Origin of the sequence: Acidithiobacillus ferriphilus (assembly GCF_028215975.1) — a bacterium.
GTDB classification, from domain to species: Bacteria; Pseudomonadota; Gammaproteobacteria; order Acidithiobacillales; family Acidithiobacillaceae; genus Acidithiobacillus; species Acidithiobacillus ferriphilus.
The window spans coordinates 1,306,583-1,323,661 of the sequence record NZ_CP116458.1; the positions used below are offsets into that span (position 1 = coordinate 1,306,583).

Below are 17,079 nucleotides of genomic sequence, written 5' to 3' on the forward strand. Positions count from 1 at the left end.
GGAAACGGTGATGAGATTGGAGGGAGGAAAACATGGAAACCTGGATCGTTCATCATACGAATACGACTATCCATCGTTGCGCAGCGAATATGCCAGCACTCCCCCCGCATCTCGACGATATCGATTTCCGCGGTGCGGAGATATTTACCCGCATAGCAGCGAGGGAGCAGCGTCATCTCGCACGTGCTTACAGCAGTTATGTCTGCTGTGAGGAGTGCGAAGCGGCGCTGCTCAACCCCGTGAAGCATAGGGGTGCGGCATGAGCAATATCTGGGACGATGAATGGTTGAACCGCCGTTACTATGAAGGCCTCCTGCCGGAGGCGGCGGAACGCCATCTGCATCTCGCGGCGCGCTCTTATGCGGACGATATGCGCGCCGAGGATCATTTGATGGATGCCATCGCCATCGCGCCCGAACACATGGTCGTTTACCTGGGTTTATACAAATTTTATTTTTATAAAGGCCGACTGAGCGAGGCGCTGGCTACGGCCCGCATCTGTCTGCAGCGCAGCGCCGCGGAATTGGGTATCGATCCGGACTGGCGCAAGGTAAGGGAGCGGCAGGCGGACTTTGGCAGTTTCGATGCGCCGCGGGCACGCTTTTATATGTTCGTGCTGAAAGCCTATGGTTACCTGCATTTGCGTCTGGGTCACCTGGCTACGGGCAGCAAAATCATGGACAAACTCATCGAACTGGACCCGACGGATAAAATACAGGCACGGGTGCTGCTGGAAGTCCTGCAAAAAAAAGAGGAAGACGACGATGAGTGATCCAGACGAGGCCATCGATTGGCAGGGTTGCGCCATCTCTTGTGACGCCTGCACGGAGCGCGCAATAGCGGATCTGAAGTGCGAACCGTTGCACGCCTGTGTGCACGATCGTTACGCCAAAAGGGTGGATCGCTTTTTTCGCTGGAATCCGCAGATCGCCAAGGATTATCTGCAACACGGCTATTTTGAGGTGCGGGCTTGCGCCGCACGCCATGCGGATATTTTTCATCTGCCCGCACTGATGAACGATCCCGATGAAACCGTGCGCTGGGCGGTAGCGCAACGGCTTCCGCAACGCTATCTGCTGCGGATGATCCACGATCCGCATCGGGAAGTGCGTATCCGGGTAGCCACGCGGCTGGATGACCGCAACCTGTCGGCCATGATGCACGATGCGGATTATTACGTGCGTCTGGAAGTAGCGCGCCGTCTGCCCAAAGGCCTGTTGCCGCTCATGATGCATGATGCCGATGTGGAGGTCAGGCGGGTCGTGGCCAAACGCATCGGCGGGGATGCCCTGGTCAAAATGCTGCAGGACGATGATCCCGGGGTCCGTCTGGATGCCATTGAACGGGTACCTGTGTCGGTCCTTTCCATGCTGGTTGGCGATGCGGATTGGCGTATCCGCTACGAGGTGGCCGCGCGCGGGAGCCGGGAAGCGGCAATCCGCCTGCTGGCGGATGCAGATTATGAGGTGCGTCGCTGCGCCGCGGAACGCTTGGGGAAAGACGAAGCGCTTTCCAGACAAAGATGGCCAGGGGAGGGTGGGATATGGCCGGAATGAGCAGAGACAGCGCAACGGTGGAGTTGAGCGCGGAGCCCGAGTTCAATTATGGCGATAAAGTCCGTTCCCGCAAGCATGTGAAAAATGACGGGACATTCACCGGCGCCGAAATTGGCGAGGTGATTGTTACAAAAGGCGATGTCGGTTTTATCATCAGTATCGGGACCTATTTGCAGCAATTTTATATTTATGGCGTGGATTTTTATGAACGTGGTCATCTGGTCGGTATGAAGGCCCGTGAATTGGAACTGATCGAATACAATCCCGGTCAGGAGGAGAAAATCTCATGATGGATCTGCGTCCTCCACGATTTGATTGGGGCCTCAGAGTATTGGCTGGCGATGATATTTTTAATGACGGGACTTATCCGGGGGAGGCCGAAGGGGCCTTGCTGGTGGCCAAGGACAGTCCGGGAGAAATCGTGCGGGTAGGACATCACGAGGAGAGCAACACGCCTCTCTACCTCGTGGAGTTTGCCAACGGCATGGTGGTGGGTTGTCTGGAAGAGGAAATATTACCCTTCGGAGAATCGAAGCCATGAGCATAGCGCGCAGCATTTATCTTGATAACAATGCGACAACGGCTTTGGCTCCGGCCGCTCTGGACGCCATGCTGCCCTATTTGTCCACGGAATATGCCAATCCTTCCAGCGCCTCGGAAGCGGGCGTAAGCGTCAAGAAGGCACTGGGTGAGGCGCGGGTCGCGGTGGCCCAATTGCTGGGCGCCTCGCCCGCGGAGCTGATTTTCACCAGCGGCGCGACCGAGGGTAATCATACGGCGATCCTGGGCGCGCTCTCCCTGATCAAAGGCAGACGCCACCTGATCACCAGTCAGGTAGAGCACCCTTCGGTGCTGTTGATGTGTCAGCATCTGGAGCGCCTCGGGATAGAAGTGAGCTATCTGCCAGTGGATGCAGAGGGGCGGCTGGACCTGGCGGACCTGCGTGCCGCCTTGCGTCCGGATACCGCCCTGGTTTCCCTGATGTGGGCGAACAATGAAACGGGTGTGCTCTTTCCAATTGTTGAAGCGGCGGCCATTGCGCATGAGGCGGGTGCCTTTTTCCATACTGATGCGACTCAGGCCCTCGGCAAGCTGCCGGTGAATGCCGCCGCATCCGGCGTGGATTTCCTGTCCTGCTCCGCGCATAAGATTCATGGGCCCAAGGGGGTGGGAGCACTTTTTGTCCGCAAAGGCATTGCCTTACCACCATTATTTCATGGCCATCAGGAACGGGGACGACGAGGCGGCACTGAGAATGTTCCAGGTATTATTGGCTTTGCGGCGGCTGTTCGCCTGCTCACCAATATCGAACACGAGGCTCGCCACCTGCAGGGATTGCGCGATCATTTTGAACAAGGCCTGTTGGCCTTCATGCCCTGTGCGCGTATCCACGGGCAGGATGCCGAGCGTTTGCCCAATACCAGTAATATCGGATTTATCGCTCTGGATAGTGAAGAGCTGCTCTATCGCCTGGAACAGGAGGGCATTACTGCGGCCGCTGGCGCCGCCTGCGCCGCGGGCGGGCAGGAACCCTCCCATGTACTGACAGCCATGGGCTTTTCTAAAACCGCGGTGCTGTCCTCGCTGCGTTTCTCCTTTGGACGCCTGAACCGATCTGAAGATGTGGAACGGCTGCTCCGCGTATTACCAGGCATTCTGTTGGGCATGATGGACATGCCACCGATGACGGCGGCTGGTGCCGCAATTTCTTGTGCACACTAAAAGGAATACCCCATGAAGGTGATGATTCGTAAAAATGCCGCCGGTGAACTGACGGCGTATGTGCCCAAGAAGGATCTTGAAGAACCTATTAGCGAGTGCCAGAAGCCGGAACTATGGGGCGGGGTGGTGACGTTGGCTAACGGCTGGCGCCTGGAATTACCGGAGATGCCCAGCGATACCCGTCTGCCCATCACCGTAGAGGCGCGGCGTCTGGAGGAGGGCTGAAATCATGAAATTGACTGATGAGGATATCGCGGTGCTATTTGATCTGGGTCAGACGCTCTGCCGGTCTGGCGAAGGGGTTCTGCCCATTCTGCGCACGCAGTTCCCCGGGCTGCCCATTACCCAATGCCCAGCCTGTGACGTCAGCGACGAACCCTTCCGTGCCGGTGAATATTTTGACCTGCATCTGCTGGATACCCGCGACCACTGCTGGAAGGTCACGACAGATTCCTTGGCGGCAACGGGCCTGCTGCTCGCCATGCACCAGGGTACGACATGACCGCGCTCGAGATCCCTCTCTCTGACCCGGACATTAGCCCCGGCGAACTGGAGGCCGTAGAGGCCGTATTGCGTTCCACCCGCATCAGCGCCGGGGAACAGGTGGAGGCCTTCGAAGCGGCCTTCGCTGCCTATCACGGGCGACGCTATGCCGTCGCCGTTGCCAGCCCGACGCTCGCCCTGATGCTCTGTCTGCGCGCCTACGATCTCAGGGCCGGCGATGAAGTCATCCTCTCACCCTATAGCTGGTGGCAGATCGGCCACGCCTTGGCCTGGTACGGGGCTCAGCCGGTGTTTGCCGATATCGACTATTACTCCGGCACGATCTCCCCCAAAGGGACTGAGACCCTGATCACGGAGAAAACCCGGGCGATTCTCGCCGGCAATACCAAGGGGCATCCCGCCTTCTGGCGGGAACTGCGCACGACGGCCGACGAAAACGGCCTGCTGCTGCTGGAAGATTCGACGGAGGCTATCGGCTCCCGTTATCAGGACAAACTGGTCGGCAGCTTCGGGGACAGCGCTATTTTTGCCTTTGCCCAACCCTCCGCCCTGGTCTGTGGCGAGGGCGCCATGATCGTCACGGACGATACCGAAACTATCAGCCGCCTGCGCCAATACCGCGCGCGGGGCATCAGTGAGCGGGGCTCGGTGGTGGCGCCCACCCGTCCGCCCCTACAGGCAGAAATGAGCGATATTCAGGCCGCCATCGGACTGGTCCAACTCGCCCGTCTGGACGGTATTTTGCAACGCCGGCAGCAGGTGGAAGCACTGTACTTTGAGTACATGAAGTCTTTTGAAGGCATCAAGGATCCCTACCATGGGCCGGACGCCACCGCGGTGCACTGGTTTGTGTACGAAGTACATCTCGGCACCCGATTCAGCCGCAGCAGTCGGGATGCCATCGTCACCGATCTCCGCGCCCAGGGCATCGAGGCTGCCTCTTACTGCCTACCCATGCATACGCAATCCTATTATCGCGAGCGCGGTGGCGGTCGTTGTCCAACCGCCGTGCGGGTGTCCGATCGCACCCTGATCCTGCCTTTTCACCCACGCCTGGGAGAAGAGGAAATCGCCTTTATCATCGAAACCTTGAAGGATGCATCCATCAATGTGGGTGCTGGTGCCGCTATTTATTAGTGTGTTGTTTTCATGTTCATTTTAATAGAGGAGAAGATTGAATGCCCATTATCACCATCAAACCCAGTGGTAAAACCGTCGAGATGCCGGTGGGAGCCAGTCTCGCCGCCGCGGTGATCGCCGCCGGTGAGCCCATGGTTCTGAAGTGCGAAAGCAAGGGCGAATGCGATAGCTGCCATATTTTCGTCCAGGAAGGGCGAAAGAGCGTGTCTAAAATCCAGCGTCTGGAAAATGAGCGTCTGGATGCCATCGTTGGCGTCGGCAGCAAATCCCGTCTGGCCTGTCAGGCCATGATCGGCGAAGAGGATGTTGTCATCGAGCTTTTGGGATTTTCCTCGGGTTTATAAGGAGAATGTGATGGAACAGTCGTTCGTTATCATTCATGTACGTTTTGCCAACGATGGCAGTGTGCGGGAAATCGGCGAGTGTCCCAGCGGAAGCAGTCCTCAGGACTGGTTCAATGCGCTGAGCCGACACTCTGCCAACGGTTATGAATCGCTTTCCGGGGGGAGGGGCATTTTTCGCCTCGAACCAGCGGTCATCGAACAGATTAAAGCCGCGGTTCTTTCCCCCGTTACCTAAGGAAGTATAACTATGGACAAGGATCTTTCGGAAATCTTCAGCGGCCTTGCGGAAGGGCGCATCATTCCTTATCTCGGTCCTGGCCTGTTGCCGGAGGCCGGGGCCACGCTGCCCAGCGAGTTGCCGGCATTGGCGGAGGTGCTCAGCAGTCAGGTGACGGTACCCCACAAGGTTCGTCGCAACCTCACCGGGGCCGCGCAGTATATCGAGAACTTCAAGCATCGCAAGACCCTCGTGGGCATGATGGACAAGGCCTTTGCCGGGGATCCGCCGCTCCATCCTTTGCAGCGCGACCTGGCTGCCCGAAAACTCCCGTTGATCGTTCACCTCTGGTACGACAATGGCATGGCCAAGGCATTGGCCGAACAGGGTACACGCTGGGGACGTATCCAGGGACTCAGTCAGACCGAGCATTTCGGCCACTGGACGGGATATATGGATGCCGCTGGCCAACCAGTTGAAGCCGCAGTGGCTGCCCAATGGGAGACGATACTCTATGAACCTTGGGGCTCACAAAGTCCGGCCAACAATTACCTCGTTTCCGATACGGACTTTGTCGAAGTGCTGACGGAAATCGATATTCAGACGCCTATTCCGGAAATCGTCCAACAAATCCGCACCGGGCGCCATTTTCTTTTTGTCGGATGTCGTTTCAATGACCAGTTGCAGCGTAATTTCGCCCGCCAGATCATGAAGCGTTCAGCGGATCGTCATTGGGCGTTGATAGAGGCACCGCTGACCCGGAACGAAACGCGTTTTGTTCGCGAGCAGGGGATTCAGGTGCTCCAGATGCCCTCCAGCGTGTTGCTGAACGAGGCCGCCGTGGCTAAGGCGGGATAGCGCGCGCCATGCTGATCAAAATCCCCTGAGGCGCGGGAATCACGGGTCTTATGCGGGGCGGATTTCCACACCGATATCTGCCGGTGTGGCGTGATAAACGGCGCTGGTCACGAGGGCGTCCATACCACTTGCTGCATAGGACTGAATATTCGCAAGGGTGATTCCGCCCGCTGCAAACAACATAACTTCAGGTGCTACAACGCGCAGTTGCGCGGCAATTCCCGCCAAGAGTCCGGGGGGTAATTTGTCAAACTGGATGCCGGCGACCCCGGCCTGAGCCAGTGCCAATGCATCCGTCAGGGCGTGATCCGTCTTTTGCACTTCCACCACGATCTTGCTGGAGGGAACCCGTCTCCGGTATTGCGCCAACTGCTGCAAGAAAGGCGATAAACCACCTAAAAAGGCCAGGTGCTGGTCAAACACCAGAACACTTTCCGAAAGACCCAGCCGATGCGGCATGACGCCCCCGGCGAGGGCGGCCATGGCCGCAAAACGGCGTATCCCCGGAATATTCTTGCGGGTGGCGACAACAGCCACCTGGGGGTTGACGCTCTGTGTCTGTTGCACCAGTTGCCCGGCATAAGTCGCGATGCCGCAAGCATACTCCAACAGATTTTGCGCCACTTTCCAGGCAGAATGGGCGGCACTTGCGGGACCTTCCGCAGCCAGCAGGATGCTTCCCGTTGCGGCCAACGCACCCGACGGCTGACTTTCGGTCATGGTAAGGCCGCAGGCGTCCAGTATCTGTGCGGCCAGTTCGGTCCCGGCGACCGTGATGTCCTGACGACAGCGAAAACACATGACCGCCGCCTTGCCGCCAATACCCAGCATGTGAGTGGTGAGATCCAGGAAAGGCTGGTCTTCCTGGATGAGTGCGGCAATTTCCTGCGGAGAGAAGTACATGATATAGCCCCTAACAGCGAATGATTACGCAGACTGGTTTTCATGCCATCAACTTTCGTTACCCGATTTGGCAGGCGAGTATATCCCCGGTCGCTGGCGCGGGCGGCAACTGGAAAGAGACATAGCGCAATTGCAAATACTCCTCCAATCCCCATTTGCCACCTTCGACGCCCAGCCCGGAAAGCCTGTTGCCACCGAAAGGCGCTTGCGGGGTGGCGGGAGACCCGTCATTGACGCCAACGATACCGCATTGCAGCGCCTCCGCGACGCGGTATGCGCGTCCGAGATCGCGGGTCCAGAGATAAGCGGCCAGGCCATAGGAGGTGTCATTGGCGCGGGCGATAGCTTCCGCTTCGCTGCGAAACCCTTGTATGGACAGCAAGGGGCTGAAGCTTTCTTCGTGGAATATACGACTCTGCGGATCGAGATCGGCGAGAAGGGTCGGGGAGCACCACAGGCCTTGTGCATCACCTCCGCACAGAAGTCTCGCTCCGCGGTCCAGGGCATCCTGCAATTGCGCTTTGAACTTCTGGACAGCGGCTGCGGAAACCAGCGGCCCGATGTCGGTGTCCTCTGCAAAGGGATCCCCGATCTTGAGATGACTTACCGCGTCGAGGTAGCGTGCGGTAAACTCCGGCAGGATCGCATCATCCACATACAAGCGGTTGGCGGCGACACAGGACTGACCGGCATAGCGGAATTTGGCATGGATGGTCATGGCCACCGCCGCGGCGATGTCCGCATCGGCAAAAATAAGCACCGGAGCGTGCCCGCCCAGTTCCAGAGAAAGCCGTTTGATGGTCGGCGATCCCTGCGCATAAAGCTTTTGCCCGACCCCCGTGGAACCGGTAAAGCTCAACTTGGCTATGCGCGGGTCAGCCATCAGTCGTTCCGCCAGGGGGGCGGGATCAGAGCTGGGGAGAACCTGAAGAGTGCCTGCGGGTCCTTCCGCCTCGGCCCAGAGTTCGGCAAGCTTCAATGCGGAGAGCGGCGTTTGCTCATCGGGTTTGAGGATGACTGTACAGCCGGCCGCCAGCGCCGGCGCTATCTTGCGAACAACCATGGAGACCGGGCTATTCCACGGTGTGATGGCGAATACCGGACCAATCGGTACTTTCCAGATCTGCAGGCGCTTGTCTGGAAACTGGGAGGGGATACTTTCGCCGGTGATGCGCTTGCATTCCTCAGCATACCAGCGCGCCAAGGCGATCGCGGTTTTGATTTCGGCACGGCTTTGGCGTATGGGTTTACCCATCTCCCAGGTGATGAGACGGGCGAGGTCTTCTGCATGAATCTGGATGAGGTCCGCCCACCGGCTGAGAATGGCCGCGCGCCGGTAGACGACAGTTTGGCGCCAGCCCGCAAAAGCGAGCACTGCCGCCTGCACCGCCGCCTCGCCCTCCCGAGTTCCGCAATCGGACACTTCGGCGAGCATCTGTTGATTGACCGGGCTGCGCACCACAAAGTGTATGCCGAGGTCTGTCCAGCATCCATCGATGAATGCGGCTGTCGGTGCAAGGGGCATGAATTTTCCTGTGGGCAATGGACGGTAGCCGGGATGTTGCCGAATAACGTCCAAAGAGGGTACGCTTGCGACTCAGATTGTATCGGATTGACTGTAGCGCAGGTATGAATAAAGCGCAAAAAGTCATGTCCGCGCACTTTTAAGTATCGTCAACACACTGGCCTCTATACACCCACTGTGGAGCAAGACCTATTGATGCCTGAACCTGAAAGTACGCCCTACGCCCGCCTTGGTGGTGAAGAGGCCGTTCGCAAGCTGGTCAAGCGATTTTATGATCTGATGGATAGCGAGGCGCAGTGGCAAACTCCGTTGCGGAATATTCACCCGAAAGATCTTTCCGCGTCGAGGGAGAAACTTTTTTTGTTTTTGTCCGGCTGGTTGGGCGGGCCTGACCTGTATGTGCAGCGTTTCGGGCATCCCCGCTTACGGGCTCGGCATGGCTCTTTCCCGGTGGATGATCAGGCGCGGGATCAGTGGATGGCCTGCATGCTTCGGGCCATGCATGACGTAGAGATGGAACCCGAACTCTATGCCCACCTGCAAGATGCCTTTCAGCGCACGGCTGATTTCATGCGGAATTGCTAGGATTGCGCTTTCTGCGCCAATAAATCATCGGGCCGGCGCGGCATCTGAGGCTTGTAATCCATGCCCCATAAACCAGCCGAGCAGGATGCCGACCAGAGCCAGGGCGGACAGGGATGGATAACCGATGAGCTGTACCAGCGGACCGGCCAGAAAGGTCCCCATCACCGTGGCCACTGCGCCACTGGCGTTAAAAAGTCCCATCGCCTCGCCCTGACTGAAAGGCGTGAGCCGTGCTGTCAGAGTGGTTCCGGAAATGCTCTGCAGCGGCCAGGCGATAATAATCAGGATGAAGCCTGCCAAGGCAATCAGCGTCCGGGGTATGGGCAGAAAAAATACCAGCAGTAGCAGACCAAATCCCAAAAAACGGAGCATCAAAGACCAGCGATATACCCTTCCGGCACCAAAACGTCCGGACAACTGCCCACCCATTGAATACAATACCAAGGCGATGGCGGCGGTCATGGCGTAGACGCTGGAGGTCAGTGCCGGGGCTACGCTGTAGGCTTTCTGCATGGCCACAGGAAAGTAGGCGAAAAACGCGGCGACCCCAAAGGCTACGGCAAACCAGGAAAGGAGAAAACGACCAAAGCGGGTATGCAGGACGTCGCCCAACCGGCGCACACCACGCAGGGAAAGATGATGCGAAAAGCGTAGCAGTCCACCTCCCAGCAATTCCGGGCGCCCGAAATTGGCGAGGAAGCGCCAGTCCAGATCGCGCCGCATGCGATCGCCCACTTCCGCCGCCCAACCGTAATGTTTGGCAGAGGTAGGCAAGCCCTTGGCCCCTAACCAGATAGCGGGAATCAATGCCAAGGCCGCGCAGATCAGACCGGCTTTGAAATTGCCGACGAAAATGCCGGCCAATAAAAGTCCACCGACCTGCCCGCCGCCGTTAAAAGTTTGCAGCCAGCCCAGCCGAGGTTCCCATTCATTTTGGGGGTCGAACTCGACGATGAACAGGCTGGCCATGGTCGCCACGGCGGAGGTTCCCGCGCCGGCGAGCAACGAGAGCCCACTCCAGGTGAGGATGCCCGGCAGAAAAGGCATGGCGGCCAGCGCCATCAGCAATACCAGAAAGCCACCAAAAAAAATGGGGCGATGCAGGTGTTTGCTGTCGGCCACCCCCCCCCACAAGGGGGAGGTCAGCAGTCCGAGGTTGAATCCGCCCATGACGTAGGCAACCCAACTGAGATGATGGGTGAGGGTGACAATCATCAGGGGCAAGAGAATAGGCAGCAGCCCGGAGGAAACCGCCCCCAGCAGGGCATAGGCCAAAAACCAGACAGACACCCAGCGGTCGGGCTCCTTCAGGATGGCGCGCAAGCGATCCAGGTGTTCGCGTGCCAGTTGAATGCGGGCGGCAATAACCTTCTCGCCCATGATGGTGCCGGGATTCCTGGTGTCTGCCATGACCTCTCCTGATGTCGTTTGTCGGACCGCCATTTACGGTATCGTGCGAGGTGTATAACTTATCTGATAGGCCTTTGCTCCGTTGGTTCCCTGACAAATAATATAGCGTTGGATTTCGCAAACATGGATTACCGTGGGCATGACGCCCGGCGGGCGCGGATTTGCCCGCCTGCGTTCGCTACGTTATGGTAAAAAACAAAGCAGAGGGGAGTGATGTATGAGCATGATTTTCCACGGGCTGACGACGAACCCCGAATGGTTATTGCACCGGCTGATATATACCCTGCTGATCGTGGCGGGCAGCCTTCTGATATTACGCTGGTATGGCAATGTAATTGTTCATCTTATGGACTTTCTTGGCAGGCGACGGGCCATGTCCCGTGGCTATGGCGTGATGCTCCAGAGAATCACCACCTGGTTTCTCTGGCTCATTGTCTGGGTTGTCGTACTGCGGGTCTGGGGTGTCGACGTCACTGCCGTCTGGACCACTTTTGTCAGCTTACTGGCGGTGATTGGCGTCGGTATGCTGGCCGTATGGGCCATGGTCAGCAACATTACGGCACGCTTTTTTATCTGGTTCTGGCAGCCCTTACAGTTGGGGCAACGTATCGAGATATTCCCGGAATCACTGACCGGTGAGGTCATTGAAGAAAATCTCATGTTTACCGAGTTGCGCCAGGATGACGGCCAGATTGTGGTGATACCCAATAATCTCTTTTTCCAACGCATTATTCGTCGTTTGCCCGATGTCAAAAAAAAAGCCAGCGCGGATGAGAAGGCTGTACCATGAATGCAGACGTGCCCATCGGCGTTATTTTCGGCGAGTGTCTGATCGACGATTTCGGAGATGTGCGACGACTGGGTGGCGCGCCCTTCAATGTCGCGCAACACCTCCATGCGCTGGGTGTGGCGTCCGTTTTTGTCAGCAGGGTGGGACGGGATGCCTCGGGCCAACGCATCTTGCAGCACATGCGGGACTGGGGGATGTCCACGGACGAAATGACGGAGGACGCGTTGCTTCCCACCGGTCGGGTACGGGTGACGGCAGACGTCCGGCAGGGGCATCGCTTCGAAATTCTGCCGCATCAGGCTTACGATGCCATTCGTCTGTCCTCCGGCGTGATCCCCGCCATTTCCTGGCTCTATCACGGTAGTCTCGCCTTGCGGGAGAACGGGCCGTCGCGGGCGACCTGGCGTCAGTTACGCGCCCGTGCCCAGTGGCGCTTTGTAGATATCAATCTGCGCGATCCCTGGTGGAATCAGGAATTGCTGACCGAAACCATACAGGGTTCGTCTATACTGAAATGCAATATGGAGGAACTGGAACAGATCATTCGTACTTACGAACTCTCTCCAGCTTCGACCCTGCGGGAAGCGATGCAGATGGTGGCCCGGCATTTTGATGTGCAGGCCGTCTTGCTGACCCGCGGCGCTGCAGGTGCCGCTTATGGGGATGGGGCCAATTTTTACGAGGCGGAAGCAGTCTCCACTGCTGTCCAGGACACCGTCGGGGCTGGGGATGCCTTTGCCGCAGGCTGGCTCTGGAGCCTGTTTCACGGCGATGCCATTCCACGGCGATTGCAGAGGGCAGGGGAATTGGCAGCGGCCATTTGTGCGTCATCCGGCGCCATACCGGATCAACCCGAGTTTTATCGGACCATAATGGCGCGGTGGACTAAGGAGGATTAAATTTGTCAGACCACCAGGGTCTTTACATTCTGATGCTGAGTATCCACGGCCGCATTTGCGGAACCCCGGAACTCGGGGTCGATGCAGATACCGGCGGCCAGGTTGGCTATGTCCTCGACGAAATACAGGCGCTGGCACGGGACCCTCGTGTCACCCGGATCGACCTTCTCACGCGCCGCTTTAGCGATCCCGGCATGAATCCCATTTATGGAGAACCGCGCGAACTATTGGCATCCGGCGCGCGAATTATTCGTCTGCCTGCCGGGCCGGAGCATAAATACCTGCAAAAAGAGCGGCTCTGGGATTACCTGGATACTTTTGTGGACAGTGCGCTGCATTTTATCCGTAGTGAAGACTGTATTCCCGATATCATCCACAGCCACTATGCCGATGCGGGTTACGTAGGGGTGCGCCTCTCCCGCCTGCTGGGCATTCCGCTCATTCACACCGGTCATTCCCTGGGGCGGGATAAGCGGGAAAGGCTGATCACTACCGGTCGTAAGGTGGAAAGTATCGACCGGCAGTTTCGTTTCCCGCGACGCATCGCCGCCGAAGAATCCGTACTCAGTGAAGCGTCCGTGGTCCTGGCCAGCACTCGTCAGGAAGTGGAGGAACAGTATGGCCTGTACGAGAACGCCGTGCGGGCGCATTTCAAGATCCTGCCGCCGGGTGTGGATTTGCGACGGTTTTCCCGACCAGGGCGGCAGCGTTCTTCACCGCTGCTGCCCGACTTACGCCGTTTTTTGGAGGCACCGCGCAAACCCCCCATTCTGGCCATTGCCCGTCCCGATGAGCGTAAAAATTTTCAACGTTTGATTGAGGCCTACGCCACGGACCCCGTTTTACGGGAAAAGGCCAACCTGGTTCTGGTCATGGGCCAACGTGACCACCTTGGGCAGCTCCCGCACGGGGCGAAAAGGGTGATTCAGAGCGTACTGCATGCCCTTGACGATTACGATCTTTACGGGCGAGTCGCCCTTCCCAAGCACCACGAACCGGAAGATATTCCCGAATATTACCGTTATGCGGCCATTTATAAGGGTGTTTTCATCAATCCGGCACTCACTGAACCCTTTGGCCTGACCCTGCTGGAAGCTGCGGCCTCGGGTTTGCCGGTCATCGCCACCCGGCATGGTGGCCCGCAGGATATCATCCGTTACTGTCGCAACGGCATTCTGGTGGATCCGCTGAATATCGGAGAAATGCAAGACGCCCTCCGGCAAATGCTGTTTGATCGCCAACGTTGGCAGCGCGCCAGCCGGGCAGGCTTGCTGGGGGTGCACCGGGTCTATAGCTGGGATGCCCATGCGCGTCGTTATCTGGCGGAAGTGGAACGTATCCTCCGACGTCAGCGCAAACAGCTGCGCCGCGAGTGCGCCGCCCGCCAGGGGATACGCCGTGCCTTACCGACGGCGGATCATCTGCTCATATCCGACATCGACAATACGCTGATTGGCGACCCGACGGGGCTCGCCATACTGATGGAATGGCTGAGGGAGCATCCCCGGGTAGCCTTTGGCGTGGCCACCGGCCGCAACCTAAAACAAACCATGGAGATACTCGCGGCACACCAGGTCCCCTGTCCGGACATCTGCATCACCGATGTGGGTACGCGTATCGTCTATGGCAGCAAGCTGTGCGAGGATCAGGACTGGGCCGCTCATCTGCACTATCGCTGGTGGCGTGAAGGGGTATTGCAGGCACTGGCCGGGGTGCCCGGCCTGCGCCTGCAGGAAAAATTCACCCAGAGCGCCTTCAAGGTAAGCTATTATGTAGACCCCAAGCGCCCACCGACGACGAAAGACCTGCAGCAGCGCTTGCATGAGCAACAGATCGCCGCCCATGTGGTGCTTTCCCATAATTGCTTTCTGGATGTGTTGCCCATTCGTGCTTCCAAGGGCCACGCCATCCGTTTCCTGGCCTTTCGCTGGGGATTGCCCTTGCATGCGGTGCTTACCGCGGGAGACTCCGGCAACGACGCCGACATGATGGGCGGCGAAATTTGTGGGGTTATTGTCGGCAACCACAGCCCGGAACTACACGGACTAAGAGATAAACATCACATCTATTTCGCCAGTGCCCATCATGCCTGGGGTATTCTTGAAGGCATCCAGCACTACCGTTTCCCAGGAGAAGCCCATGCCTGACAATCTGCGCCGCTGTATCAGCCACAATCCCCATTGTGTTGCCGAGCTGTTGCGATATCTGTTCAATCTGCAACGCCCATTTCTGCTCTATACCGACTTGCAAGCGGCCATCGACGACTTTGCCGCAGACTACGGCAATGATGCAGACCTCGTGGTGTTGCAGGAGTTTTTCTCCAGACTGCAAGAGGCGGTGCTCGCAGAGCCCTGGATCTATCTGGCCTGGCGTCCCGGCCCTGGGCGCTGGACTTATTTGCGCCTGCATCGGGAACAGCTCGATCTGGAGACACTCACGCCGGGTGATTATTTGGCTTTCAAAGAAAAACAGGTGCTTCCCGCAAATGATCAGGAGCCGATACTCACCGTGAATTTTGAGGATTTCCGTGCTGTCCCCTATCACCTGCAAGATGAGGACACCATCGGACAAGGGCTTATATATATGAACCGCCGCCTGGCTGGGCGACTGTTTGGGAACATCAAGACGGGGCGCCAGAGCATTCTCGACTTTTTGGCCGTGCATAAGCTCAACGGACAATCGCTGATGGTGCATGATCAGCCGCCGGATTTCGAGGCACTACGCCAGACCGTGCAGTATCTGGCGACGCTCCCCAAGACCAAACCGTGGACGGAGTTTGCCGTGGAGATGACCCATCGCGGCTTCGCCCCTGGCTGGGGAGACACCGCCGGCCGGGTGCGCGAAACCATGCGCCTGCTGATGGATCTCTTGGACGCCCCCTCGGCAGAAAGTCTGCAAGCATTCATCGACCGCATCCCCATGATCTCCAAAATACTGATCGTGTCTATTCATGGCTGGTTCGCGCAGGACAAGGTGCTCGGACGTCCGGACACCGGCGGGCAGGTCGTTTACATTCTCGATCAGGCGCGGGCGCTGGAACAGGAAATGCGCGGGCGCCTGGCCCGTCAGGGGGTGGATATCGTACCTCGTATTCTGATCGCCACCCGCCTGATTCCCAATGCCGATGGCACCTCCTGCGACCAGCGTCTGGAGTCCGTCCAGGGCGCCGACAACGTGCAGATTCTCCGTGTGCCTTTCCGCCACCCCAATGGCGAAATATTGCCGCAGTGGATATCCCGCTTCAATGTCTGGCCCTGGCTGGAACGCTATGCCGATGACCTTGAACGGGAGGCCCTGGCGGAATTTGGTCGTCGTCCCGATCTGATTATCGGCAATTATTCCGATGGTAATCTGGTGGCCACCATCCTCAGTGCGCGGCTCAATGTCACCCAATGCAACATTGCCCACGCGCTGGAGAAGAGTAAATATCTCTACAGCGATCTCTACTGGCGTGATCACGATGCCAGCCATCATTTCGCCTGCCAGTTCACCGCGGACCTCATCGCCATGAACTCCGCCGACATTATCATTACCAGCACCTATCAGGAGATCGCCGGAAATGACCGCGAGGTGGGCCAGTACGAAGGATATCAAAATTACAGCCTCCCCGGACTATATCGGGTGGAAAACGGGATTGACGTCTTCGATATCAAATTTAATATCGTCTCTCCGGGGGCCGACGCCCACTATTATTTTCCCTATTCCTCCCGCAAAGAACGTCTGCGTTTTCTGCACGACGATATTGATGCGTTGCTCTTTGGCGAGGAGCTCGCCGCGGATCGTCGCGGCGTACTAAAGGAGCGGGATAAACCCATCATTTTCAGTATGGCGCGCATGGATCACATCAAAAATCTCAGCGGGCTGGCTGAGATTTTTGGTGCCTCGGAACGGCTGCGCAAATTGGCCAACCTGGTTATCATCGGCGGTCACGTCGACCCGCAGAATTCTCAGGACGAAGAGGAGAGGGCGCAAATCCAAAGGATGCACGATATTATGGATGCGCATCAACTCGACGGGCAGATGCGCTGGATAGGCGCTTTACTCGACAAAAGTGTAGCGGGGGAACTCTACCGGTTTATTGGCGATACCCGTGGATGCTTTGTCCAGCCCGCACTCTTTGAGGCCTTCGGACTGACGGTGATCGAAGCCATGAGTTCTGGTCTACCGGTTTTTGCCACCCGCTTTGGCGGCCCCCTGGAAATCATCGAAGACGGTGTTTCCGGCTTTCATATCGACCCCAATAACCAGCAGGAGGCGGCTGAAAAGCTGGCGGATTTCCTGGAAGCGGCTGCTGCCGATATCCGTGTCTGGGAGACAATTTCCGAGGGCGCATTAGCGCGGGTCAACGCGCGCTATACCTGGGGCAATTACGCCACGCAGATGATGACGTTGGCCCGGATTTTCGGCTTCTGGCGCTTCATGCTCAAAACCGATCATCACGCCGCCCGCCGCTATTTGCAGATGTTTCAGCATTTGCAGTGGCGGCCTCTGGCCCATGCGGTGCCGTTGGGGGAGTCGTGAGGGCACATAAAAAATGGTGTGGATTTGATTTTGCACGGCGTCGCTCCTCAATATCGACGTCCGAAAATGACGAGACGCCCGCTGCCGCCTAGCTTATAAAGGGAC

20 protein-coding genes are annotated in these 17,079 nt (G+C 57.8%); 17 read left to right on the forward strand and 3 right to left on the reverse strand.

The window, feature by feature from the left end; translation table 11 throughout:
* Nucleotides 1-32 precede the first annotated feature (32 nt).
* From PJU76_RS06495 to PJU76_RS06550, 12 genes are read left to right on the forward strand one after another with little or no spacing between them, the layout of a single operon-like run.
* Nucleotides 33-263 (forward strand): hypothetical protein, encoded by a 231-nt coding sequence (locus tag PJU76_RS06495; RefSeq protein WP_271780952.1) that lies wholly within the window; start codon nt 33-35, stop codon nt 261-263.
* The gene (locus tag PJU76_RS06500; protein ID WP_271780953.1) at nt 260-772 is read left to right on the forward strand and encodes a hypothetical protein; all 513 of its coding nucleotides are present in this window, start codon (nt 260-262) and stop codon (nt 770-772) included. The genes PJU76_RS06495 and PJU76_RS06500 overlap by 4 nt, the downstream gene beginning before the upstream one ends.
* Entirely contained in the window at nt 765-1,556 is a 792-nt protein-coding gene (locus tag PJU76_RS06505; RefSeq protein ID WP_271780954.1) for a 4Fe4S-binding leucine-rich repeat protein, read from the forward strand. The genes PJU76_RS06500 and PJU76_RS06505 overlap by 8 nt, the downstream gene beginning before the upstream one ends.
* Nucleotides 1,544-1,846, forward strand: a complete 303-nt coding sequence (locus PJU76_RS06510; protein WP_271780955.1) for a nitrogen fixation protein NifZ — start codon at nt 1,544-1,546, stop codon at nt 1,844-1,846. Before PJU76_RS06505 ends, PJU76_RS06510 begins: the two co-directional genes overlap by 13 nt.
* Nucleotides 1,843-2,097: a nitrogen fixation protein NifZ gene (locus PJU76_RS06515; protein WP_271780956.1), complete on the forward strand. Its 255-nt coding sequence runs from the start codon at nt 1,843-1,845 to the stop codon at nt 2,095-2,097. The genes PJU76_RS06510 and PJU76_RS06515 overlap by 4 nt, the downstream gene beginning before the upstream one ends.
* Entirely contained in the window at nt 2,094-3,278 is a 1,185-nt protein-coding gene (locus PJU76_RS06520; RefSeq protein ID WP_271780957.1) for a cysteine desulfurase family protein, read from the forward strand. The genes PJU76_RS06515 and PJU76_RS06520 overlap by 4 nt, the downstream gene beginning before the upstream one ends.
* A 12-nt stretch (nt 3,279-3,290) precedes the next feature.
* Complete coding sequence (gene nifT / locus PJU76_RS06525; RefSeq protein WP_215850287.1) at nt 3,291-3,503, forward strand: putative nitrogen fixation protein NifT; 213 nt, start codon at nt 3,291-3,293, stop codon at nt 3,501-3,503.
* Nucleotides 3,504-3,507: 4 nt separating this feature from the next.
* Nucleotides 3,508-3,780, forward strand: a complete 273-nt coding sequence (locus tag PJU76_RS06530) for a hypothetical protein (RefSeq protein WP_271780958.1) — start codon at nt 3,508-3,510, stop codon at nt 3,778-3,780.
* A complete protein-coding gene (locus PJU76_RS06535; protein WP_271780959.1) occupies nt 3,777-4,919 on the forward strand; it encodes a DegT/DnrJ/EryC1/StrS family aminotransferase in 1,143 nt (380 codons plus the stop codon). The genes PJU76_RS06530 and PJU76_RS06535 overlap by 4 nt, the downstream gene beginning before the upstream one ends.
* Nucleotides 4,920-4,960: 41 nt before the next feature.
* Nucleotides 4,961-5,266, forward strand: a complete 306-nt coding sequence (locus PJU76_RS06540; RefSeq protein WP_215892195.1) for a 2Fe-2S iron-sulfur cluster-binding protein — start codon at nt 4,961-4,963, stop codon at nt 5,264-5,266.
* 10 nt (nt 5,267-5,276) lie between these two features.
* Nucleotides 5,277-5,501, forward strand: coding sequence for a hypothetical protein (locus PJU76_RS06545; RefSeq protein WP_271780960.1), 225 nt, complete (start codon nt 5,277-5,279; stop codon nt 5,499-5,501).
* A gap of 12 nt (nt 5,502-5,513) precedes the next feature.
* Nucleotides 5,514-6,341, forward strand: a complete 828-nt coding sequence (locus PJU76_RS06550; RefSeq protein ID WP_271780961.1) for an SIR2 family NAD-dependent protein deacylase — start codon at nt 5,514-5,516, stop codon at nt 6,339-6,341.
* A gap of 48 nt (nt 6,342-6,389) precedes the next feature.
* Here PJU76_RS06550 and modD read toward each other — a convergent pair whose 3' ends face one another.
* Both modD and PJU76_RS06560 read right to left on the reverse strand, forming a co-directional pair.
* Nucleotides 6,390-7,244 (reverse strand): ModD protein, encoded by an 855-nt coding sequence (gene modD, locus PJU76_RS06555; protein ID WP_271780962.1) that lies wholly within the window; start codon nt 7,242-7,244, stop codon nt 6,390-6,392.
* A 58-nt stretch (nt 7,245-7,302) separates the two neighbouring features.
* Complete coding sequence (locus PJU76_RS06560; protein ID WP_271780963.1) at nt 7,303-8,769, reverse strand: NAD-dependent succinate-semialdehyde dehydrogenase; 1,467 nt, start codon at nt 8,767-8,769, stop codon at nt 7,303-7,305.
* Nucleotides 8,770-8,964: 195 nt separating this feature from the next.
* Here PJU76_RS06560 and PJU76_RS06565 point away from each other — a divergent pair, with 195 nt between their 5' ends.
* Nucleotides 8,965-9,354 (forward strand): group II truncated hemoglobin, encoded by a 390-nt coding sequence (locus PJU76_RS06565; RefSeq protein WP_271780964.1) that lies wholly within the window; start codon nt 8,965-8,967, stop codon nt 9,352-9,354.
* Between the two features lie 24 nt (nt 9,355-9,378).
* Here PJU76_RS06565 and PJU76_RS06570 read toward each other — a convergent pair whose 3' ends face one another.
* On the reverse strand, nt 9,379-10,764 hold the full coding sequence (locus PJU76_RS06570; RefSeq protein WP_271780965.1) for an MFS transporter: 1,386 nt from the start codon (nt 10,762-10,764) through the stop codon (nt 9,379-9,381).
* Between the two features lie 217 nt (nt 10,765-10,981).
* Here PJU76_RS06570 and PJU76_RS06575 point away from each other — a divergent pair, with 217 nt between their 5' ends.
* Genes PJU76_RS06575 through PJU76_RS06590 form a run of 4 tightly spaced genes read left to right on the forward strand, consistent with a single transcriptional unit; the run spans nt 10,982 to nt 16,974 of the window.
* A complete protein-coding gene (locus tag PJU76_RS06575) occupies nt 10,982-11,554 on the forward strand; it encodes a mechanosensitive ion channel family protein (protein WP_271780966.1) in 573 nt (190 codons plus the stop codon).
* Complete coding sequence (locus PJU76_RS06580) at nt 11,551-12,453, forward strand: PfkB family carbohydrate kinase (RefSeq protein ID WP_271780967.1); 903 nt, start codon at nt 11,551-11,553, stop codon at nt 12,451-12,453. The genes PJU76_RS06575 and PJU76_RS06580 overlap by 4 nt, the downstream gene beginning before the upstream one ends.
* Before the next feature lie 2 nt (nt 12,454-12,455).
* Nucleotides 12,456-14,600 (forward strand): HAD-IIB family hydrolase, encoded by a 2,145-nt coding sequence (locus PJU76_RS06585; RefSeq protein WP_271780968.1) that lies wholly within the window; start codon nt 12,456-12,458, stop codon nt 14,598-14,600.
* Nucleotides 14,593-16,974: a sucrose synthase gene (locus tag PJU76_RS06590; protein ID WP_271780969.1), complete on the forward strand. Its 2,382-nt coding sequence runs from the start codon at nt 14,593-14,595 to the stop codon at nt 16,972-16,974. The genes PJU76_RS06585 and PJU76_RS06590 overlap by 8 nt, the downstream gene beginning before the upstream one ends.
* Nucleotides 16,975-17,079: the final 105 nt, after the last annotated feature.

What these genes read in the sequence shown, in the direction of transcription:
- PJU76_RS06530 (WP_271780958.1), top strand. Translation starts at nt 3,508, where the DNA reads ATGAAATTGACTGATGAGGATATCGCGGTGCTATTTGATCTGGGTCAG.
- PJU76_RS06550 (WP_271780961.1), top strand. Translation starts at nt 5,514, where the DNA reads ATGGACAAGGATCTTTCGGAAATCTTCAGCGGCCTTGCGGAAGGGCGC.
- PJU76_RS06515 (WP_271780956.1), top strand. Translation starts at nt 1,843, where the DNA reads ATGATGGATCTGCGTCCTCCACGATTTGATTGGGGCCTCAGAGTATTG.
- nifT (WP_215850287.1), top strand. Translation starts at nt 3,291, where the DNA reads ATGAAGGTGATGATTCGTAAAAATGCCGCCGGTGAACTGACGGCGTAT.
- PJU76_RS06510 (WP_271780955.1), top strand. Translation starts at nt 1,544, where the DNA reads ATGGCCGGAATGAGCAGAGACAGCGCAACGGTGGAGTTGAGCGCGGAG.
- PJU76_RS06570 (WP_271780965.1), bottom strand. Translation starts at nt 10,764, where the DNA reads ATGGCAGACACCAGGAATCCCGGCACCATCATGGGCGAGAAGGTTATT.
- PJU76_RS06545 (WP_271780960.1), top strand. Translation starts at nt 5,277, where the DNA reads ATGGAACAGTCGTTCGTTATCATTCATGTACGTTTTGCCAACGATGGC.
- modD (WP_271780962.1), bottom strand. Translation starts at nt 7,244, where the DNA reads ATGTACTTCTCTCCGCAGGAAATTGCCGCACTCATCCAGGAAGACCAG.
- PJU76_RS06590 (WP_271780969.1), top strand. Translation starts at nt 14,593, where the DNA reads ATGCCTGACAATCTGCGCCGCTGTATCAGCCACAATCCCCATTGTGTT.
- PJU76_RS06580 (WP_271780967.1), top strand. Translation starts at nt 11,551, where the DNA reads ATGAATGCAGACGTGCCCATCGGCGTTATTTTCGGCGAGTGTCTGATC.
- PJU76_RS06500 (WP_271780953.1), top strand. Translation starts at nt 260, where the DNA reads ATGAGCAATATCTGGGACGATGAATGGTTGAACCGCCGTTACTATGAA.
- PJU76_RS06560 (WP_271780963.1), bottom strand. Translation starts at nt 8,769, where the DNA reads ATGCCCCTTGCACCGACAGCCGCATTCATCGATGGATGCTGGACAGAC.
- PJU76_RS06540 (WP_215892195.1), top strand. Translation starts at nt 4,961, where the DNA reads ATGCCCATTATCACCATCAAACCCAGTGGTAAAACCGTCGAGATGCCG.
- PJU76_RS06520 (WP_271780957.1), top strand. Translation starts at nt 2,094, where the DNA reads ATGAGCATAGCGCGCAGCATTTATCTTGATAACAATGCGACAACGGCT.
- PJU76_RS06535 (WP_271780959.1), top strand. Translation starts at nt 3,777, where the DNA reads ATGACCGCGCTCGAGATCCCTCTCTCTGACCCGGACATTAGCCCCGGC.
- PJU76_RS06575 (WP_271780966.1), top strand. Translation starts at nt 10,982, where the DNA reads ATGAGCATGATTTTCCACGGGCTGACGACGAACCCCGAATGGTTATTG.
- PJU76_RS06495 (WP_271780952.1), top strand. Translation starts at nt 33, where the DNA reads ATGGAAACCTGGATCGTTCATCATACGAATACGACTATCCATCGTTGC.
- PJU76_RS06505 (WP_271780954.1), top strand. Translation starts at nt 765, where the DNA reads ATGAGTGATCCAGACGAGGCCATCGATTGGCAGGGTTGCGCCATCTCT.
- PJU76_RS06565 (WP_271780964.1), top strand. Translation starts at nt 8,965, where the DNA reads ATGCCTGAACCTGAAAGTACGCCCTACGCCCGCCTTGGTGGTGAAGAG.